This is a genomic window from Bradyrhizobium cosmicum, assembly GCF_032290525.1.
In the GTDB taxonomy this organism is placed as follows: domain Bacteria; phylum Pseudomonadota; class Alphaproteobacteria; order Rhizobiales; family Xanthobacteraceae; genus Bradyrhizobium; species Bradyrhizobium cosmicum_A.
In genome coordinates this window covers 210,833-228,024 of sequence record NZ_JASXTA010000004.1, presented here as the reverse complement: position 1 = coordinate 228,024, position 17,192 = coordinate 210,833, and the positions used below count along the sequence as shown (strand labels likewise).

Annotated in this window: 15 protein-coding genes and 1 pseudogene; 7 read left to right on the top strand and 9 right to left on the bottom strand. The window is 64.5% G+C overall.

Features of this window, described 5'->3' with window-relative positions:
- Positions 1–162: 162 nt before the first annotated feature.
- The 6 genes from QSV46_RS09585 to QSV46_RS09560 form a co-directional block, all read right to left on the bottom strand.
- The gene (locus tag QSV46_RS09585; RefSeq protein ID WP_314949679.1) at positions 163–867 is read right to left on the bottom strand and encodes an ABC transporter ATP-binding protein; all 705 of its coding nucleotides are present in this window, start codon (positions 865–867) and stop codon (positions 163–165) included.
- Positions 851–1,582 (bottom strand): ABC transporter ATP-binding protein, encoded by a 732-nt coding sequence (locus QSV46_RS09580; protein ID WP_314949678.1) that lies wholly within the window; start codon positions 1,580–1,582, stop codon positions 851–853. Before QSV46_RS09580 ends, QSV46_RS09585 begins: the two co-directional genes overlap by 17 nt.
- Complete coding sequence (locus QSV46_RS09575; RefSeq protein ID WP_314949677.1) at positions 1,579–2,562, bottom strand: branched-chain amino acid ABC transporter permease; 984 nt, start codon at positions 2,560–2,562, stop codon at positions 1,579–1,581. The genes QSV46_RS09580 and QSV46_RS09575 overlap by 4 nt, the downstream gene beginning before the upstream one ends.
- The gene (locus tag QSV46_RS09570; RefSeq protein WP_314949982.1) at positions 2,562–3,395 is read right to left on the bottom strand and encodes a branched-chain amino acid ABC transporter permease; all 834 of its coding nucleotides are present in this window, start codon (positions 3,393–3,395) and stop codon (positions 2,562–2,564) included. Before QSV46_RS09570 ends, QSV46_RS09575 begins: the two co-directional genes overlap by 1 nt.
- Positions 3,396–3,590: 195 nt before the next feature.
- Entirely contained in the window at positions 3,591–4,835 is a 1,245-nt protein-coding gene (locus QSV46_RS09565; RefSeq protein WP_314949675.1) for an ABC transporter substrate-binding protein, read from the bottom strand.
- 89 nt (positions 4,836–4,924) lie between these two features.
- Positions 4,925–5,740, bottom strand: a complete 816-nt coding sequence (locus tag QSV46_RS09560) for a putative hydro-lyase (RefSeq protein WP_314949673.1) — start codon at positions 5,738–5,740, stop codon at positions 4,925–4,927.
- Between the two features lie 119 nt (positions 5,741–5,859).
- On the opposite strand from QSV46_RS09560, the gene QSV46_RS09555 reads away from it, so the two are divergent.
- From QSV46_RS09555 to QSV46_RS09540, 4 genes are all read left to right on the top strand, one after another.
- On the top strand, positions 5,860–6,777 hold the full coding sequence (locus QSV46_RS09555; protein WP_314949672.1) for a LysR family transcriptional regulator: 918 nt from the start codon (positions 5,860–5,862) through the stop codon (positions 6,775–6,777).
- Positions 6,778–6,894: 117 nt separating this feature from the next.
- Positions 6,895–8,145: a Zn-dependent hydrolase gene (locus QSV46_RS09550; protein ID WP_314949670.1), complete on the top strand. Its 1,251-nt coding sequence runs from the start codon at positions 6,895–6,897 to the stop codon at positions 8,143–8,145.
- Between the two features lie 12 nt (positions 8,146–8,157).
- On the top strand, positions 8,158–9,069 hold the full coding sequence (locus tag QSV46_RS09545) for an NAD(P)-dependent oxidoreductase (RefSeq protein ID WP_314949668.1): 912 nt from the start codon (positions 8,158–8,160) through the stop codon (positions 9,067–9,069).
- Positions 9,070–9,080: 11 nt separating this feature from the next.
- Positions 9,081–10,154: a malate/lactate/ureidoglycolate dehydrogenase gene (locus QSV46_RS09540; protein WP_314949666.1), complete on the top strand. Its 1,074-nt coding sequence runs from the start codon at positions 9,081–9,083 to the stop codon at positions 10,152–10,154.
- Positions 10,155–10,225: 71 nt separating this feature from the next.
- On the opposite strand, the gene QSV46_RS09535 is transcribed toward QSV46_RS09540, so the two are convergent.
- On the bottom strand, positions 10,226–11,299 hold the full coding sequence (locus tag QSV46_RS09535; protein WP_314949665.1) for a tartrate dehydrogenase: 1,074 nt from the start codon (positions 11,297–11,299) through the stop codon (positions 10,226–10,228).
- A gap of 156 nt (positions 11,300–11,455) precedes the next feature.
- On the opposite strand from QSV46_RS09535, the pseudogene QSV46_RS09530 reads away from it, so the two are divergent.
- Positions 11,456–12,233, top strand: a pseudogene (locus tag QSV46_RS09530) (SDR family oxidoreductase).
- Between the two features lie 126 nt (positions 12,234–12,359).
- The gene (locus tag QSV46_RS09525; RefSeq protein WP_314949662.1) at positions 12,360–13,778 is read left to right on the top strand and encodes an amidase; all 1,419 of its coding nucleotides are present in this window, start codon (positions 12,360–12,362) and stop codon (positions 13,776–13,778) included.
- Between the two features lie 156 nt (positions 13,779–13,934).
- On the opposite strand, the gene QSV46_RS09520 is transcribed toward QSV46_RS09525, so the two are convergent.
- A complete protein-coding gene (locus QSV46_RS09520; RefSeq protein WP_314949660.1) occupies positions 13,935–15,041 on the bottom strand; it encodes an amino acid ABC transporter permease in 1,107 nt (368 codons plus the stop codon).
- Positions 15,042–15,043: 2 nt separating this feature from the next.
- Positions 15,044–16,231: an ABC transporter permease subunit gene (locus QSV46_RS09515; RefSeq protein ID WP_314949659.1), complete on the bottom strand. Its 1,188-nt coding sequence runs from the start codon at positions 16,229–16,231 to the stop codon at positions 15,044–15,046.
- 88 nt (positions 16,232–16,319) lie between these two features.
- On the opposite strand from QSV46_RS09515, the gene QSV46_RS09510 reads away from it, so the two are divergent.
- Positions 16,320–17,189 (top strand): MurR/RpiR family transcriptional regulator, encoded by an 870-nt coding sequence (locus tag QSV46_RS09510; RefSeq protein ID WP_314949657.1) that lies wholly within the window; start codon positions 16,320–16,322, stop codon positions 17,187–17,189.
- The last annotated feature ends 3 nt before the right edge of the window (positions 17,190–17,192 follow it).

Sequence of the window (17,192 nt, the reverse complement as noted above, 5' to 3'; positions counted from 1 at the left end):
GACGGTGCTGCCTCAGTCACCGCTGTCATTCCCCGCGGAGGCGGGGAATCCAGTACGCCGCGGCTTCTCCGTATCTCGCTGATCTCTCGGAGTACTGGATCGCCCGATCAAGTCGGGCGATGACATCGCGTGTGTTACGCGAACGCGCCCAACACTTTGCCTTTACAGCCCCAGATACGCCTTCCGCACATCCGGGTTACCCTTGATCTCCGCCGCCGCACCCTGCATCAGCACGCGGCCGGTTTGCAGGATGTAGGCGCGGTCGGCGATCTCCAGGCACTCGGCCATGCGCTGCTCGACGATCAGCACGGTCATCCCGGCATCGCGAATGCGCAAAACCGCCTGGAAGATTTCGTCGACCAGTTTTGGCATGATGCCCTGCGAGGGCTCGTCCAGCATCAGCAGCCGCGGGCGCGTCATCAGCGCGCGGCCGATGGCGAGCATCTGCTGCTCGCCGCCGCTTAGCGTCTCGGCGCGCTGCTCGAGGCGTTCGGACAAACGGGGGAACAGCGTGAAGACGAGATCGAGCGGCTCTTCGCGGTTTGCTTCGCCGCGATACAGATAGCTGCCGAGGCGCAGATTGTCGCGCACCGACAGGCGCGGGAACAGACGGCGGTTCTCCGGCACATAGGCGATGCCGGTGGCCGTGATGTGATGCTGCGCCATGCCGTCGAGGCGCTTGCCGTCGAACGTCACCGTGCCCGAACGCGGACGCTCGGCGCCGGCGATGGATTTGAGCAGCGTCGACTTGCCCGCGCCGTTGGCACCGGCGACGCAGACGATTTCGCCCTTCTGGACCTCGATCGAGACCGCGGAGATCGCGACCAGGCCCTGATAGGCGGTCGTGACTTCATGCACCGACAGCATGACGATCTCCCAGATATGCGCTGATCACCTTGGGATCGCGGACGACCTCAGTGGGCTTGCCCTCGACCAGCACCTTGCCGAGGTCGAGCACGATGGCGCGGTCGACCAGCGGCATCACGATCTCCATGACATGCTCGACCATCAGCACCGTGATGCCGGTATCGCGCACCTTGCGCACCAGCGCGACGCCGGTCTGCGCCTCGGTCGGCGTGAGGCCGGTGAGGACTTCGTCGAGCAGCAGAAGTTTCGGCTCGGTCGCAAGCGCACGCGCGACTTCGAGGCGGCGCTTCTCGGCCGGCACGAGGTCGCTCGCGAGCACATCGGCACGCGCGGCAAGGCCGGTGAACTCCAGCACTTCATGCGCCTTGCGTCGGGCCTCGCGCATCACGGTGTTGCGGACCAGGGCACCGACGATGACGTTGTCGACAACGCTCATGGTCTCGAAGCTCTTGACCACCTGGAAGGTACGCCCGATTCCGCGCTGGCAGCGCTCGGCTGCCGGCATGTGGGTGACGTCCTCGCCATCGAACCAGATCGAGCCTTGCGTCGGCGGCAGCACGCCGGCGATGAGGTTGAACAGCGTCGACTTGCCGGCGCCATTCGGGCCGATCAGCCCGACGATCTCACCGCGGCCGACCGAGATCGAGACGTCGCTGTTGGCGACGAGGCCGCCGAACCGCTGCCAAACACCGCGGGTTTCAAGCAGCGCGGTCATCGTGCGACTCCCGTCTTCTTCGGGCGTGAAAACAGGCTCAACAGCCCCCGCGGCAGGGCCAGCGAGATCAGGACGATCAGCGTGCCGTAGACAATGAGGTCGACGCCGCGCCCCGAGCCGCCGAACTTGAAGCGCGTCAGCTCGGTCAGCGGGATCAGAATGGCGGCGCCTAGCACCGGCCCCCACAGGGTACCGATGCCGCCGAGCACGGCGGGCAGCGCCATCAACAACGAAAACTGAAAGCCCATGACGCTTTCCGGATCGATGTAGGAGACGAACTGGGCGTAGAAGCTGCCACCCACCGCGACCAGGAAGGCGGAGACGGCGGCGGCACCCATCTTCGAGTTGAACACGACGACGCCGAGGCTCTCGGCGGCTTCCGGATTGTCCTTCACCGCGCGCCACCAAAAGCCCCATTTGGAGTCTTCCAGCCACCAGGTGACGAACCAGGCGAGACAGCACAGCGCCAGCGCGAAATAGAAGTATGGCAGCTTGGTGCGCACGAACTGGAATTTCAGCCAGCTGTCGCCGCGGATCGGAATGGTGATGCCCATCGCGGCACCGGCCCATTCCCAGTTATGGAAGAGAAGCAACCCGATTTCGGCGATGACGATGGTGGCGATCACAAAGTAATGGCCGCGCAGGCGAAAGAAGGGATAACCGAGCCCCATCGCGATCAGCGCCGACACCACGCCGCCCGCCAGCATGCCGAACCAGGGCAGCACGCCGAATTTCATGAACAGCAGCTCGGTGGTGTAGGCCCCCAGGCCGAAATACAGCGCGTGTCCGAGCGAGATCTGCCCGCAATAGCCGGACAGGATGTTCCAGCTCTGTGACAGTCCTGCATACATCAGCGTCAGGATCAGGATGTTCTGGACGACGACGTCCTTCACGAACAATGGCGTAACCGCGGCAATCCCGGCGAGCACCGCGGCGATGATGAGGTCGCGGCGGCGCCGCGCTGCGAAATCCTTGTCCATTACATCGATCCGAACAGGCCGCGCGGCCGGATGAAGACAACGAGAAGGTAGACGGCGTAGATGCCGGCCGACTTCAGCGAGGGCGGTAGCAGCAACGCGGTGCTCGCCTCGACAAGGCCGACGATGATGCCGCCGGCGAAGGCACCGAACACGCTGCCGAAGCCGCCGAGCGCCACCGTGACATAGGCGATCAGCGCGAAGGACGCGCCGACATCGGGATAGATGTAGAAGAACACCGCCATGATCGCGCCGGCGAGACCGACCAATCCCGCGCCGAGACCCCAGCCGAATGCGAATACGCGGTTCTTGTCGATGCCTACCAGTGCGACCGCACCGGGATCTTCGCGCGTCGCTTCGATCGCGCGGCCGAAATCGGTGCGGTGGATGAAGAAGTAGAGGCCGGCAAAGGCCGCAATCGAGACCAGCGCACCGATCAGCTGCGGCTCCGGCAGGAAGATCCCCCCGATGGAGATGGTTTTGCCACCGACCCAGGACTGCGGAATGCTGCGATAGTCGGGCGTGAAGAAGAACTGCGCGAGGCCGCGCATGAGGATGGCAAGGCCGAAGGTGGTGAAGATCTGCACCATGCCGGCATTGGCCTTGGCCCGCATGGCGAAGCGTACAATGAGTAGATAGATCACCGCTCCGAACACGAACATTGCTGCGGCGACCAACGGCGCCGACAGCAACGGGTCTATCGCGAAGAATGCGAACAGGAAGAAGGACAGATACATCGCGATCATCAGGAACTCGCCATGCGCGAAGTTCGTGACGTCCATCAGGCCGAAGATCAGCGCAAGGCCGACGGCGATCAACCCGTAGAGCAGGCCCATGAGAAGGCCGCTCGCGAGACTCTGGATAATGGCTTGGGCTGTCAAAAGTCTGTCCCCCGAAATACGTCCTCATCCTGAGGAGCGCGCACCGGCGCGCGTCTCGAGATGGCCCACCCTCGTCCTTCGAGACGCGGGCCATGCCCGCTCCTCAGGATGAGGGCGGGAGCTACGTCTGAGCTCCCGCTCCGCGAAACCCTACTTCATCGGCCAGATCGCCTCGGCGATCGCGGCCTGCGGCGGGAAGATGGTGACGAACTTGCCGCCGACATACTGCAGCAGCACCGGGTCGGCGTCGTTGTTCTGGCCCATCTCGTCGAACTTGACTCGCTTCCAGGGCATGATGGTCTGCTCGCCCGGGATGTCGGTCGCGGCCAGCGCATCACGGATCTTCTCGCCGTCGGCCGACTTGGCGCGGTTGATCGCGTCCGCCAGGATGATCAGGCCCATGAACTGGCGCGAGGTGAGGTCGTTGAAATCCTTGCCCGAGCGCGCCTTGAACATCTCGTTGATCTTGCCGACCATCGGACGCTTCTGCGCGAGGTCGAGCGAGAAGGTTCCGCGCGAAATCACGCCTTCGAGCTTGTCGCCGACGGCGTCGTAGAGCGCCTTCTCGGAGAAACCGGCGTCCTGCGCCACGATCGCATTCGGCTTGTAGCCGAGCTCACCCATGGTCTTGACCAGCAGAATGCCGTCGGTGGTGTAGCTCGACGGCATCAGCACGTCGGCATTCGCGGTCTTGAGCTGCTGCACTTCGGCCGACAGCGAGGGGGAGTTGGCGCGATACTTGATGTCGGTGACGATCTTGTAGCCGCGCTCGCCGGCGATCTTGGCCTGGGCATTGCCGGAGTCGGTGCCGAAGATGGTGTCCTCGTGGAACAGCGACAGCGTCTCGATCTTGGTGCCCTTCTTCTTCATGGCGTCGAAGAAGTCGAACATCGCGGCCGAGTACATCTCGTCATGCGGGGAGGCGCGGAAGTAATATTTGAGACCGCGGCGATGCAGGCTCGGCGACGAATTGTCCGCCGAGACGAACGGGATCTGGTAGCGTTCGCAGATCTGGCTGACGGTGACCGCGACCGCGCTCTGATAGGTGCCGATGATGGCGGAGACCTTCTCCTGCGTGATCAGGCGCTCGGCCTCGGCCCGGCCCTTCTGCGGATCGGCCTGGTGGTCGGCAAACACGAGGCGGATCTTGGCGCCGCCGAGGCCCGGCAGGCCCTCGCCCTTCGCCAGCGGCAGATCGAAATCGGTGTCCTTGTTGATGACCTCGAGCGCGGTCTCATAGGCCTTCTGGGCGTCGACGCCCTGCTGCGCGCTGCCGCCGGAGAACGGATAGATCACGCCGATCACGACTTCCGAGGTCTGCGCGCGTGCAGCAAGCGGCACCAGCGCGGCAGCGGCGGTGGCTCCTAGCAGCACGTCGCGGCGAGAGATCGTCATGGCAAAGTCCCCTGTTACTGAATTTCGGCTGATCGAATGAAGCGATTGATGGATGCGGTAAAGCCTGAACAAGCAGCAAATGCTGCCCACTAAATCACGGCCATGGTCCTGTTCTTGAGATCGGTCACCAGCATCAGGCCGGGCGAATGCGTGATCGCGAACGGCAGCTTCGCGGCGTTGATCACCGATTGCGGCGTCACGCCGCACGCCCAGAACACCGGGATCTCGTCCTCGGCAACCGGCACCGGGTCGCCGTAGTCCGGCTTGGCGATATCCTTGATGCCGATCAGATCCGGGTGGCCGAGATGCACCGGCGCCCCGTGCACGGCGGGATAGCGCGAGGTGATCTGCACCGCGCGGATCGCATCGGCCGGCTTGAACGGGCGCATCGACACCACCATGGGACCTGCGAAAGGACCGGCCTCGCCGCAGGCGATGTTGGTACGGTACATCGGCACGCGCACGTTCTGCTCGATGTGCCGGATCGGCATGCCCTCGTCGAGCAAAGCCTCCTCGAACGAGAACGAGCAGCCGAGCACGAAAGTCACGAGATCGTCGCGCCAGTAGCTCTTCACGTCGGTCGGCTCGTCGACCACCTCGCCGTCGCGCCAGACGCGATAGCGCGGCACGTCGGTGCGGATGTCGAGGTCGGCGCCCAGCGCGGGGATGTACGGACTGCCGACGTCGGACATGCCGATGATCGGGCACGGCTTCGGGTTGAGCTGGCAGAAGCGATGAAAGGCGCTGGCATATTCGGCCGGCAGGATCGCGAGGTTGCCCTGAACGAAGCCGGGGGCGACCCCTGCCGTGGAACCGACCTGGCCGCCACGATAAGCGAGCCGGGCTTGGCGACTCGGGAGGGTGTCGGGCGTTTCAGTTTGCTGCGCTGCCACCAAAACAGTCATGCGATCGACCTGCCTATAAACTCGACAAAGACAGCCAACACTAGGCGTGCTATAAAGTCTAATCTTCCTTTCTAATCAATATCGATAAATTTGGCTTATCGATCGGGAAAATCCTTCCAATGCTGGACTTCAGATCGATCGAGACATTCCTCTGGGTTGTGAAGCTCGGCAGCTTTCGCGGCGCTGCAGCACGGCTCAATACGACCCAGCCGGCGATCTCCCAACGGATCGCCCAGCTTGAACGCGAGATGGGCGTCAAGCTCCTCAACCGCGATCATCGCGTCGCCTCGCCGACGCCGAGCGGCCGGCAGATGATGGTCTATGCGGAGAAGCTGATTGGCCTGCGCGCCCAGATGGTGGCCGAGGTCGGCGATCGTTCCGCGATGCGCGGCGTGATGCGGCTCGGCGTCGCCGAAACCATCGTGCATACTTGGCTGCCGCGGCTCGTGAAGAGCATGAACGAGGTCTATCCGAACCTGTCGCTGGAGATCGAGGTCGACATCACGCCGAACCTCACGGCGCGGCTGCTCGCGCAGGAGATCGAGCTTGCCTTCGTGGTGGGACCATTGTCAGCCTCGGGCGTCCACAACCGCGTGCTCGCGGATTACCCGATCGGCTTTCTCGCCAGCCCCTCGCTCGGGCTCGGCAAGGGCCGGGTGACGCCGGCCGAGCTCGCGCGGTTTCCGATCATCACCTTCCCGCGCAAGACCAAACCTTACGAGGTCGTGCGCGAGGTGTTCGACCGGCCCGAGCTGCCGCCGATCCGCCTGCACGCGTCCGCTTCACTCGCGACCGTCATCCACATGGCAGTCGAAGGGCTCGGCATCGCCGTGATCCCGGACGCCATCGTCGAGAACGAGCTCGCCGACGGGCGGCTGCAGCTGCTCGACACCGATCTCGCCATCGCCCCGCTGACATTCACCGCGAGCTGGCTCGCCTCCCCTGATATCGTCGCCGTGGAGCGCGTTGCGGAGCTTGCATGTCAGATTGCGCAGAGCAGCCTCGCGGTTGACGCGCCCGCGCTGGCGGGTCATTGAAACAGGCGCCGGATTTTCTTTCGTCATTCCGGGGCGCTCGAAGAGCGAACCCGGAATCTCGAGATTCCGGGGTCTCGCTTCGCGAGCCCCGGAATGACAGCTAAGATGGACTGACGCATGAGCCGAGCCGCCACCAACCTGCAGATCGATTCCGCCCGCCTCTGGGGCTCCATCCACGAGACCGCGCAATTCGGCGCGACGGCCAAGGGCGGCGTGCGGCGGCTGACGCTCAGCAGCGAAGACAAGCAGGTACGCGACTGGTTCCGCAAGGCTTGCGAGGATGCCGGGCTCGAAGTGCACACCGATGCGCTCGGCTCACAGTTCGGCCTGCGCAAGGGACGCGACATGTCGAAGCTGCCGGTCGGTATCGGCTCGCATCTCGACACCCAGCCGACCGGCGGAAAGTATGACGGCATTTTGGGGACGCTCGGCGCGCTCGAAGTGATCCGCACGCTCAACGACGCCGGCATCGAGACCGAGGCGCCGATCTGTGTCGTCAACTGGACCAATGAGGAAGGCTCGCGGTTCGCGCCGGCGATGATGGCGTCTGCGGCCTATGTCGGCGATTTCACCACCGACGACATTCTGTCGCGCAAGGATATCGAGGGCACGACCGTCGGCCAGGCGCTCGACAGCATCGGCTATCGCGGCGACAAGCCGGTCGGCTTCCAGAAGCTCGGTTGCTTCGTCGAGCTGCACATCGAGCAGGGCCCGATTCTGGAGGCCGAAGGCAAGACCATCGGCGTGGTCGATTCCGGCCAGGGTGTCTTGTGGTACGATGGCAAGATTTCCGGCTTCGAGAGCCATGCGGGCTCGACGCCGATGCCGCTGCGGCGCGATGCGCTGGCAACGCTCTCCGAGATCGTGCTGGCGATGGAGGCCATTGCGAAGAAGCACGGTCCGAACGCGGTCGGCACCATCGGCGAGGCCGTGATCGCAAATCCCTCGCGCAACGTCATTCCCGGCGAGATCGCCTTCACCATGGACTGCCGCAGCGCTGATGGCGCCATCATGGATGCGCTCGACCGCGATCTGCGCGCAGCCATTGCCGAGATTGCTGCGCGCCGCAAGGTCGAGGTCAAAATCGATCTGGTCTGGCGCAAGCCGCCGACCCATTTCGATCCCAAGCTCATTGCAGCGGTCGAGAACGCGGCGAAGACGCTGGGCTATTCCTCGCGCCGCATCACCTCCGGCGCCGGCCACGACGCCTGCAACCTCAACACCATCATGCCGGCGGCGATGGTGTTCGTGCCCTGCAAGGACGGCATCAGCCACAACGAGCTCGAAGACGCCACGCAGCCCGATTGCGCCGCGGGCACCAATGTCCTCATGCATACAGTGCTGGCGATCGCCGGCGTCGCATCCTGACCGGAGAGAGCCATGCGCGGAGTTTTCGTCGACGCCAACGAAGCCCTGGCCGTGATCATGGAGCGGCTGGAGCAGCCCGGCGATCCCAAGGTACGGATTCACAGGGACCCCGATATCAAGCCCGAACAGTATCCTGAAATCCTCGACGGTGCGGAGATCGCCATCGTCGATCACACCGCGCTGCCGACGGACGTCGCAAAGAAATGCGCCGGCCTCAAGCACGTCGTGTTCCTCGGGACCGGCGCGCGCAGCTACATGAACCCGGAGGAGCTGGCCGAGCTCGGCATCTCCGTGCATCTGATCAAGGGCTACGGCGACACGGCGGTCGCGGAATCCGCGATCGCGCTGATGTGGGCCTCGGCCCGTGGGATCGCGATGATGGACCGCGAAATGCGCGCCGGAAACTGGCTGCGCGAGGACGGCATGCAGCTCACCGGCAAGATGCTGGGCCTCATCGGATTCGGCGGCATCGCCGCCGAGGTCGCGCGCATCGCATCCGGCAGCGGCATGAAGGTGATCGCCTGGAACCGCTCGCCGAAGAGTTTTCCGGGTGTCGAATTCACCGATCTCGACACGGTGCTGGCGAAGAGCGACGTCGTGTCGCTGCACCTGCTCCTCAACGACGAGACGCGCGGCATGATCACACGCGAGAAGATTCTTGCGATGAAGCCCGGCGGCGTCCTCATCAACACCGCCCGCGCCGCGGTCGTCGACGAGGCCGCGATGATCGACGCGTTGAAGTCCGGCCACATCCGCCATGCCGGTCTCGACGTCTTCAACATCGAGCCGCTGCCCGGCGATCATCCGCTGACCAAGATTCCGAACGTGACGTTGTCGGCGCATTCGGCTTTCCGCACGCCGGAGGCGAGCGAGAACCTCATTCAAGCGGCGTGGGAGCACTGCCGCCGGATCGTGAAAGGATAAGAGCAACAACAATGGCCGACTATCGCACCATCAAGGCAGAGCCGCTCACCAACGTCGTCCGGGCCATCGTCAAGGCCGGCGGGTCTACGGACCGCGAAGCCGAGCTCGTGTCCACCAATCTCGTCGAGGCCAATCTCAGGGGACACGACTCCCACGGCGTCGGCATGATCCCGCGCTATGTCCAGAGCGTCACCACGGGCGGCCTGGCCGTGAACCAGCACGTCAAGATCGTGCTCGACACCGGTCCGCTTCTCACCCTCGACGGCCTTACCGGCTACGGCCAGGTGATCGGCCATGAAGCCATGGAGCTGGCAGCCGAGCGCGCCAAGCGCAACGGCGTGTGTCTCGTCGGCCTCTCCAACTCGCACCATATCGGCCGCATCGGCCACTGGGCCGAACAGTGCATCGACCACGGGCTGGTCTCGATCCACTTCGTCAACGTGATCTCGCGCCCGATCGTGGCGCCCTGGGGCGGCAGCGATGCGCGCCACGGCACCAACCCATTCTGCGTCGGTATCCCGCGCAGGGGCAAGGACCCGATCGTGCTCGACTTCGCCACCAGCAGGATCGCGCAGGGCAAGACCCGCGTCGCCCACAACAAGGGCGTCGAACTCGAGCCCGGCACCATCATTGACAATAAAGGCAAGCCGACCACCAACCCGCGCTACACCGTGATCCCGCCGCACGGCGCCATCCTGCCGTTCGGCGAGCACAAGGGGTCGGGGCTCGCGCTGGTGTGCGAAATCCTCGGCGGCGCGCTCTCCGGCGGGCAGGTGGTCAAGGGCCCGTCCGACGGCAAGCACAACGTCCTCAACGGCATGCTCTCGATCATCATTGACCCGGGCAAGCTCGGCACCGGCGAAAACCTCGCGCGCGAGGTCGAGAGCTTCGTCGCGTGGCACACCGGCTCGCCGCCCGCCCCCGGTGTCGACAAGGTGAAGATCGCGGGCGAGCCCGAGCGCGAGACCAGGAAAAAGCGTCTGGCCGAAGGCATCCCGGTCGATCCGACCACCTGGCAGGAGATTCTTGAGGCCGGAAAGAAGTTCGGGCTGGATCCGGCCTCGATCGAAAAGATTGCGGTCTAGCAATCGCCACGGCTGTCGTCCCGGACAAGCAAAGCGCAGATCCGGGACGACGCCGTGGTTGCTAGCTTGCCCTAATCCACCATCTCCGCAACCGCCTTGCCGCACGCGGTGGTGTCGGCGTTACCGCCGAGGTCCTTGGTGCGCAGCGTGCGTTCGGCCAGCGTGCGCTCGATCGCATCGACGATCGATTTTCCTGCGACCTTCTCGCCGAGATGCTCCAGCATCATCGCGCCCGACCAGATCGCGCCGATCGGGTTGGCGATCCCCTGCCCCGCGATATCGGGCGCCGAGCCGTGCACCGGCTCGAACACCGAGGGGAAATCGCCGTCCGGATTGATGTTGCCGGATGGCGCGATGCCGATGGTGCCGGTGCAGGCCGGGCCGAGATCGGAGAGAATGTCCCCGAACAGGTTCGAGCCGACCACGACGTCGAACCAATCCGGATGCAGGACGAAGTTCGCCGTCAGAATGTCGATGTGGTACTTGTCCCACTTCACACCCGGAAACTTCTTGGCCATCGCCTCCACGCGCTCGTCCCAATAGGGCATGGTGATGGAGATGCCGTTGGACTTCGTCGCCGAGGTCAAATGCTTCTTTGGCCGCGACTGCGCGAGCTCGAAGGCGAATTTCAGGATGCGGTCGACGCCGACGCGGGTCATCACCGTCTGCTGCGTGACGAACTCGCGATCGGTGTCCGGGAACATGCGGCCGCCGACGGAGGAATACTCGCCCTCGGTGTTCTCGCGCACCACCCAGAAATCGATGTCGCCGGGCTTGCGTCCCGCCAGCGGCGACGGCACGCCGGGCATCAGACGCACCGGACGCAAATTCACATACTGGTCGAACTCGCGGCGGAATTTGATCAGCGAGCCCCACAGCGAGACGTGATCTGGGATTTTCGCCGGCCAGCCGACCGCGCCGAAATAGATCGCGTCATGCTTGCCGATCTTTTCCTTCCAGTCGTCCGGCATCATCTGGCCGTGCTTCTCGTAATAATCCCAGGACGAGAAGTCGAAATGGTCGAAATGCAGGGACACGCCGTGCTTTTTCGCCGCGGCCTCCAGAACGCGCAGCCCCTCGGGCATGACTTCCTTGCCGATGCCGTCGCCGGGAATGACTGCGATCCGGTATTGTTTCTTGCTCATCGAGAACGTCCCTTTTTTGGTCCGGCAGCCGCCGCTTTTTTGACCGCACTGCAATGGACCAAACTCGGCGGCAGTGCAACGCTGCACTGCAATGTTGACCATGGCGCGGCCGAGCGCCTACTGGTTTCATCCTGTTCCCACCGAGCGAGTAGCACCATGGATCTGCATCTGCGCGGCAAGCGTGTCCTGATCACGGGCGCGTCCAAAGGCATTGGCGCGGCCGCCGCCGAAGCGTTTGCCGAGGAAGGCGCAAATCTCCTGCTCGCGGCACGCAACGGCGAGCAGCTCAAGGCGCTGGCCGAGCGCCTGCGCTCCGCGCATCAGATCGATGCCACGACGAGCATCGTGGATTTGCGCAAGGCCGAGGATTTGGCGCGGCTTGCCAGGGAAGCCGCCGATATCGACGTGCTCGTCAACAATGCGGGCGATATCCCCGGCGGCTCGATCGAAAAGATCGACGAGGCGACCTGGCGGCACGCCTGGGAATTGAAAGTATTCGGCTACATCAACCTGACGCGGCAGATCTATGCGCAGATGAAGGCGAAGGGCGGCGGGGTCATCGTCAACGACATTGGGGCTGCCGGCGAAAAATTCGATGCCAACTACATCTGCGGCAGCACCGGCAATGCTGCACTGATGGCCTTCACCCGCGCGCTCGGCGGCAAGAGCCTCGCCGACAACATCCGCGTGGTCGGCATCAATCCCGGCCCCGTCGGCACCGATCGCCATGTCACACTGCTCAAGACCAGGGCAAAAAATCAGTTCGGCGACGAAACCCGCTACAAGGAATTCCAGAAGGGCCTGCCGCTGGGCCGCCCCGCGCATGCGCGCGAGATCGGCGATCTCATGGCGTTTCCTCGCGTCGGATCGCGCCGGCTATACGTCGGGCGTCATCTACACGGTGGATGGCGGCATTAGCGCGGGTTGGGGTTGATTGCCCCGAGATTATTTAGACGCCGTCGTTCCGGGGCGGTGCGAAGCATCGAGCCCGGAACCTCGAGATTCCGGGTTCGCCCTTCGGTCGGCCCGGAATGACAGTCCAGAGCTAGGAGTAAAATAGTTGTCTCAAGACCTGATCCGCGAAACCGCATGCGCCGTCGTCGACAAGCTACGGTCCGGTGACGTCTCACCGCTCGAATTGCTGGACGTGGTGGAGAGGCGCATCAGTGAGGTCGACGGCAGGGTCAACGCGCTGCCGACACTGTGCTTCGACCGCGCACGGGACAACGCGAAAGCGCTGATGCGGAAGCCGGCGGGCGCGCGCGGGCTGCTGGCCGGCCTGCCGGTGCCGATCAAGGACCTGACCGACGTCGCCGGCGTGCTGAACACGCAGGGCTCGCCGATCTTCAAGGATCATATTCCGGCGAATTCAGACGTCATGGTCGAGAACCTTGAGGCCAATGGCGCGGTCGTCTACGCCAAGTCCAACACGCCGGAATTCGGCGCCGGCGCCAACACTTTCAACGAAGTGTTCGGCGCGACGCTCAATCCCTGGGACACATCGAAATCGGCAGCGGGCTCCTCCGGCGGCGCGGCCGTGGCACTTGCCACCGGCATGGCCTGGCTCGCGCAAGGCTCCGATATGGGCGGCAGCTTGCGCAATCCCGCGGCCTTCTGCGGCGTCGTCGGCATGCGGCCGAGCATCGGCCGCGTCGCGCATACGCCCAAATCAGGTATCGATCGTAATCTCGGCGTCGTCGGGCCGATGGCGCGCAACGTCGAGGATCTCGCACTGCTGTTAGACGCGATGAGCGGCGACTATGCGGACGATCCACTGTCGCTACCGGCACCTCTGACCTCTTTCCTGTCCGCGGCCCAATCAGGCAAGAAGCCGAAGCGCATCGCCTATTCGCCCGACCTCGGCATCACGCCTGTCGATCCCGAGGTGAAAGCGATCACCCGCAAAGCCGCGGAACGCTTCGCGGAAGCCGGTGCCATTGTCGAGGAGGCGCATCCGGACTGGCGCGAGGCGCACGAATGCTTCCACGTGCTGCGCGCCTTCGATTACGCGATCACCAAGGCCAATCTGCTGCGCACCAAGCGCGATCTGCTTAAGCCTGAAGTGATCTGGAACATCGAAGAGGGTCTCAAGCTGACCGTCGAGCAACTCGCGCGCGCTGAGGCCCAACGCGTCGGCATGACCGCGCGCGCGATCAAGTTCTTCAGGACGTACGATCTGTTGCTGGCGCCAACCACGATCGTGCCGCCGTTCCCGATCGAGCACCGCTATGTCGCCGAATGCGCCGGCAAGAAATTCGAGAATTACGTCGAGTGGCTCGGCATCGTCTATGCCATCACGCTCGCCTGCTGCCCGTCGCTGTCGCTGCCCTGCGGCTTCACGGCCTCGGGGCTGCCGGTCGGCCTGCAGGTGGTCGGCGCGCCCCGTGCGGATGCGCAGGTGATCGCGGGAGCAAAGGTGCTGGAGGAAATTTTGGGCCTGCGCGGGACGACGCCGATCGATCCGCGGGTGAAGAAATAGCCTCTCTCCCCTGTGCCCCGGACGCAGCGTAGCGCTTCTTCAGCGGTGCGCTGCAGAGCCGGGGTCGAGTTCTCCGTAGCTCCCGTGCTTCCTCTGGGTCCCGGCTCTGCGGTGCAGCGCTTTCGCACTGCGCCTTGTCCGGGACACGAGAGATAATCACCGCGCGCTCGTCGCCTCCAGGCCTCGGCTGTACCGCGACATCGCAAAGCAGAAGACAAAATAGATCGCGGCGACGAAGATATAAACCTCGACCGAGAACTGCTGCCAGGCCGGATCGATGATGGCGGTCTTGGCCGTCGTCAGCAGGTCGAAGATGCCGATGATCAGCACGAGGCTGGTGTCCTTGAAGAAAGCAATGAACGTGTTGACCAGCGGCGGGATGACGTGGCGGATCGCCTGCGGCAGGATGATCAGGCGGTGCTTGCGCCAGTAGGACAGCCCCAGCGCTTCGGCGGCCTCATACTGTCCGCGCGGCACGGCCTGGAGGCCACCACGGATGACCTCGGCGAGGTAGGCGCCCGCGAACAGGATAATCGCGATCTGCGCACGCAGGAGTTTGTCGATGTTGAATCCGCTGGGCATGAACAGCGGAAACATCACGCTCGCCATGAACAGCAGGCTCACCAGCGGCACGCCGCGGATCAGCTCGACATAGATCACGCTGAGCGAGCGGATCGCCGGCAGCTTCGACCGGCGGCCGAGCGCCACGAGGATGCCGAGCGGGAAGCCGAAGGCGAGACCGAACGTCGCCAGGATCAGCGTCACCGGCAGGCCGCCCCAGCGGTCCTGCGAGACGAAGGAAAGCCCGAACACGCCGCCCCACATCAGCACGCTGATCAGTGCCAGCGCACCGATCCAGAGATAGACCAGCTCGCGCCGCCAGAAGGCACGACGGCTGGAAAGATAGAACAGCGCGATGAACAGCACCACCGACAGCGCCGGCCGCCATTGCTCGTCGAACGGATAGGTGCCGAACAGGATGAAGCGATACTTCTCGGGAATGATCGCCCAGCAGGCGCCCGCGCCGCGCACCGCCCGGCAGGCGCTGGAGTCGTTGACGGGCGTCAGCCAGACCGCATTCGCGAGGCCCCACTGCACGAAGCTGAAAATGCCCTTGGCGAGCACCGCCAGCAGCACGACGGAAAGAATGCCGTTAGGGATCGACGAGAACAAATTGGTGCGCAGCCAGCGCAGCACGGGGTTTCCGATTTGCGGGCGGCGAGCCGCGCGCGGCAGCTCCGGCATGTCGGTGATCGCCGTCATGCTCAGCGCTCCACCAGCGCGATGCGCGAATTGTACCAGTTCATGAAGAAGCTGATGCCGAGGCTGATGGTGAGGAATACCGCCATGATCAGCGCGATCGCCTCGATCGCCTGCCCGGTCTGGTTCAGCGTGGTGTTGGCGATCGAGACCACGTCCTGATAGCCGATCGCCACCGCCAGCGAGGAGTTCTTGGTCAGATTGAGGTACTGGCTCGTCATCGGCGGCACGATGACGCGCAGCGCCTGCGGCAGGATGATCTGCCGCAGCATGAAACTGCGGCGCAAGCCGAGCGCATTAGCAGCATCCCACTGCCCGCGCGGCACCGACTGGATGCCGCTGCGCACGATCTCGGCGATGAAGGCCGAGGTGTAGGTGACCAGCGCGATCAGCAGTGCAAAGTATTCCGGCGCAAGCGTCAGCCCGCCGACGAAATTGAAGCCGCGCAGCGCCGGCCATTCGATTGTCCAGGACACGCCAAGCGCCACGGACACTGCGGTCGGCAGCGCAAGGACGAGGCCAACCGCAAAGGGCCAGGCCGGCCGCGGCTTGCCGTCCCGCATCTGCTGCGCGATCAGCCATCGCTGGATCAGAAAGAACGCGGCAAGCCCCGGCACCGCAGTGCCAAGCACCCAGAGCTGCGGCGGCCCGAGCGGGATCGCCGGCAGGATCAGGCCGCGATTGGACAGGAACACGCCCTCCACCGGCCTGAACGCCGCGCGTGCGGCCGGCAGGGCCTGCATCAGCACGTACCAGAACAGGAGCTGGAGCAGCAGCGGAATGTCGCGCAGTGTTTCGACATAGGCGGCGGCAAGCCGCGACAGCAACCAGTTGGCCGACAATCGCGAGATGCCGACCAGCGTGCCCAAAATGGTCGCGAGCACGATGCCGATCACGGCGACGCGCAAAGTGTTGGCGATGCCGACGACGAAGGCCCAGAGGTAGCTGTCTCTCGGATTGTACGCGAGCAGGCTGTCAGCGATGGGCATGCCGGCCTCCCGACCGAGGAAGGCAAAGCCGGTCGTGATGCGGCGGGCCGAGAGGTTGGTGACGGTGTTGGACCAGAGGAAGGCGATGACGGCGACCGCAATCCCGACGACGAGCACCTGCCAGAACAGGCCCTTCAACTCGCGTCGCCCGAAGGCGCCGAAGAAGCGGCGGCGTGGCGGCGGCCTGGGAGTGTCTGACGTCACAGCACAAAAATCCTTCTCAAAAGGCGGTGATTTCCGGCGGCGCACGTCAATTGTTGCACCAATCCAAAAATCGTGCAACAAATGTTTCATGGCCGAGCCCGCGAAATCCTCGCCGCTGAGCGAACTACGCATTGCATTGCCATCGCTCCCCCTGCGCCTGCAGGAGGTCGGCCGCTTCGTCGCCGCCAATGATTACGACGCCACCACCCGTTCGATGCGCGATCTCGCCGCGGAAGCCGGCGCGGACCCCGCCGCGTTCACGCGGCTTGCAAAAGCCATCGGCTATTCCGGCTGGGACGAATTGCGCGCGGCGCTGACCGAGGCGCGGCGGCCGCAGATCTCGCCCTTCTCCGGCCGCGCCAAGAGCCGCCGTCACGGTCCGCACGCGGATGTCGCGCTCGTCAGCGACAAGCTCGATGCAGAGGCTATGGGCCTTCCACGCATCGCGGCGCTCCCGATCGCGGAAGCTGCCCGCGCGCTGCACGACGCAAAGCGGATCTGGATTGCCGGCTATCGAAGCTGCCGCAGTGTTGCCGAGCTGCTGAACTACGAGCTCCGTCTGTTCCGTCCCGAGCAGGTGCAGCTCGTCGGCGCGTCCGGCCCCGACGATCTCGATCTCGGCGCCTTCCGGCCCGGCGAGGCCGTCATCGTCATCGGCTTCCTGCCTTACACGCATGCGAGCGTCCGCGTCGCGCAAGCCGCGCATCGCGCCGGCGCAACGCTGATCGCGGTCGCGGACGGCCTCTCGGCACCGATGGCCGAAGGTGCCGACCATGTGCTGCTGTTCGAGGCAGCCTCCTCGCCCGGCTTCTTCCCGAGCCTCACCGGCGCGATTGCGATCGCGCAGTCGCTGGCCGCGGTGACGTTCTCGCTCGGCGGTACCGCCGCGAAGAAACGCCTGGAAAATACCGAGGCGCGGCTTGCCGCGGCCTCCACCTACGTCTCAGAGAAAGGTTGACCC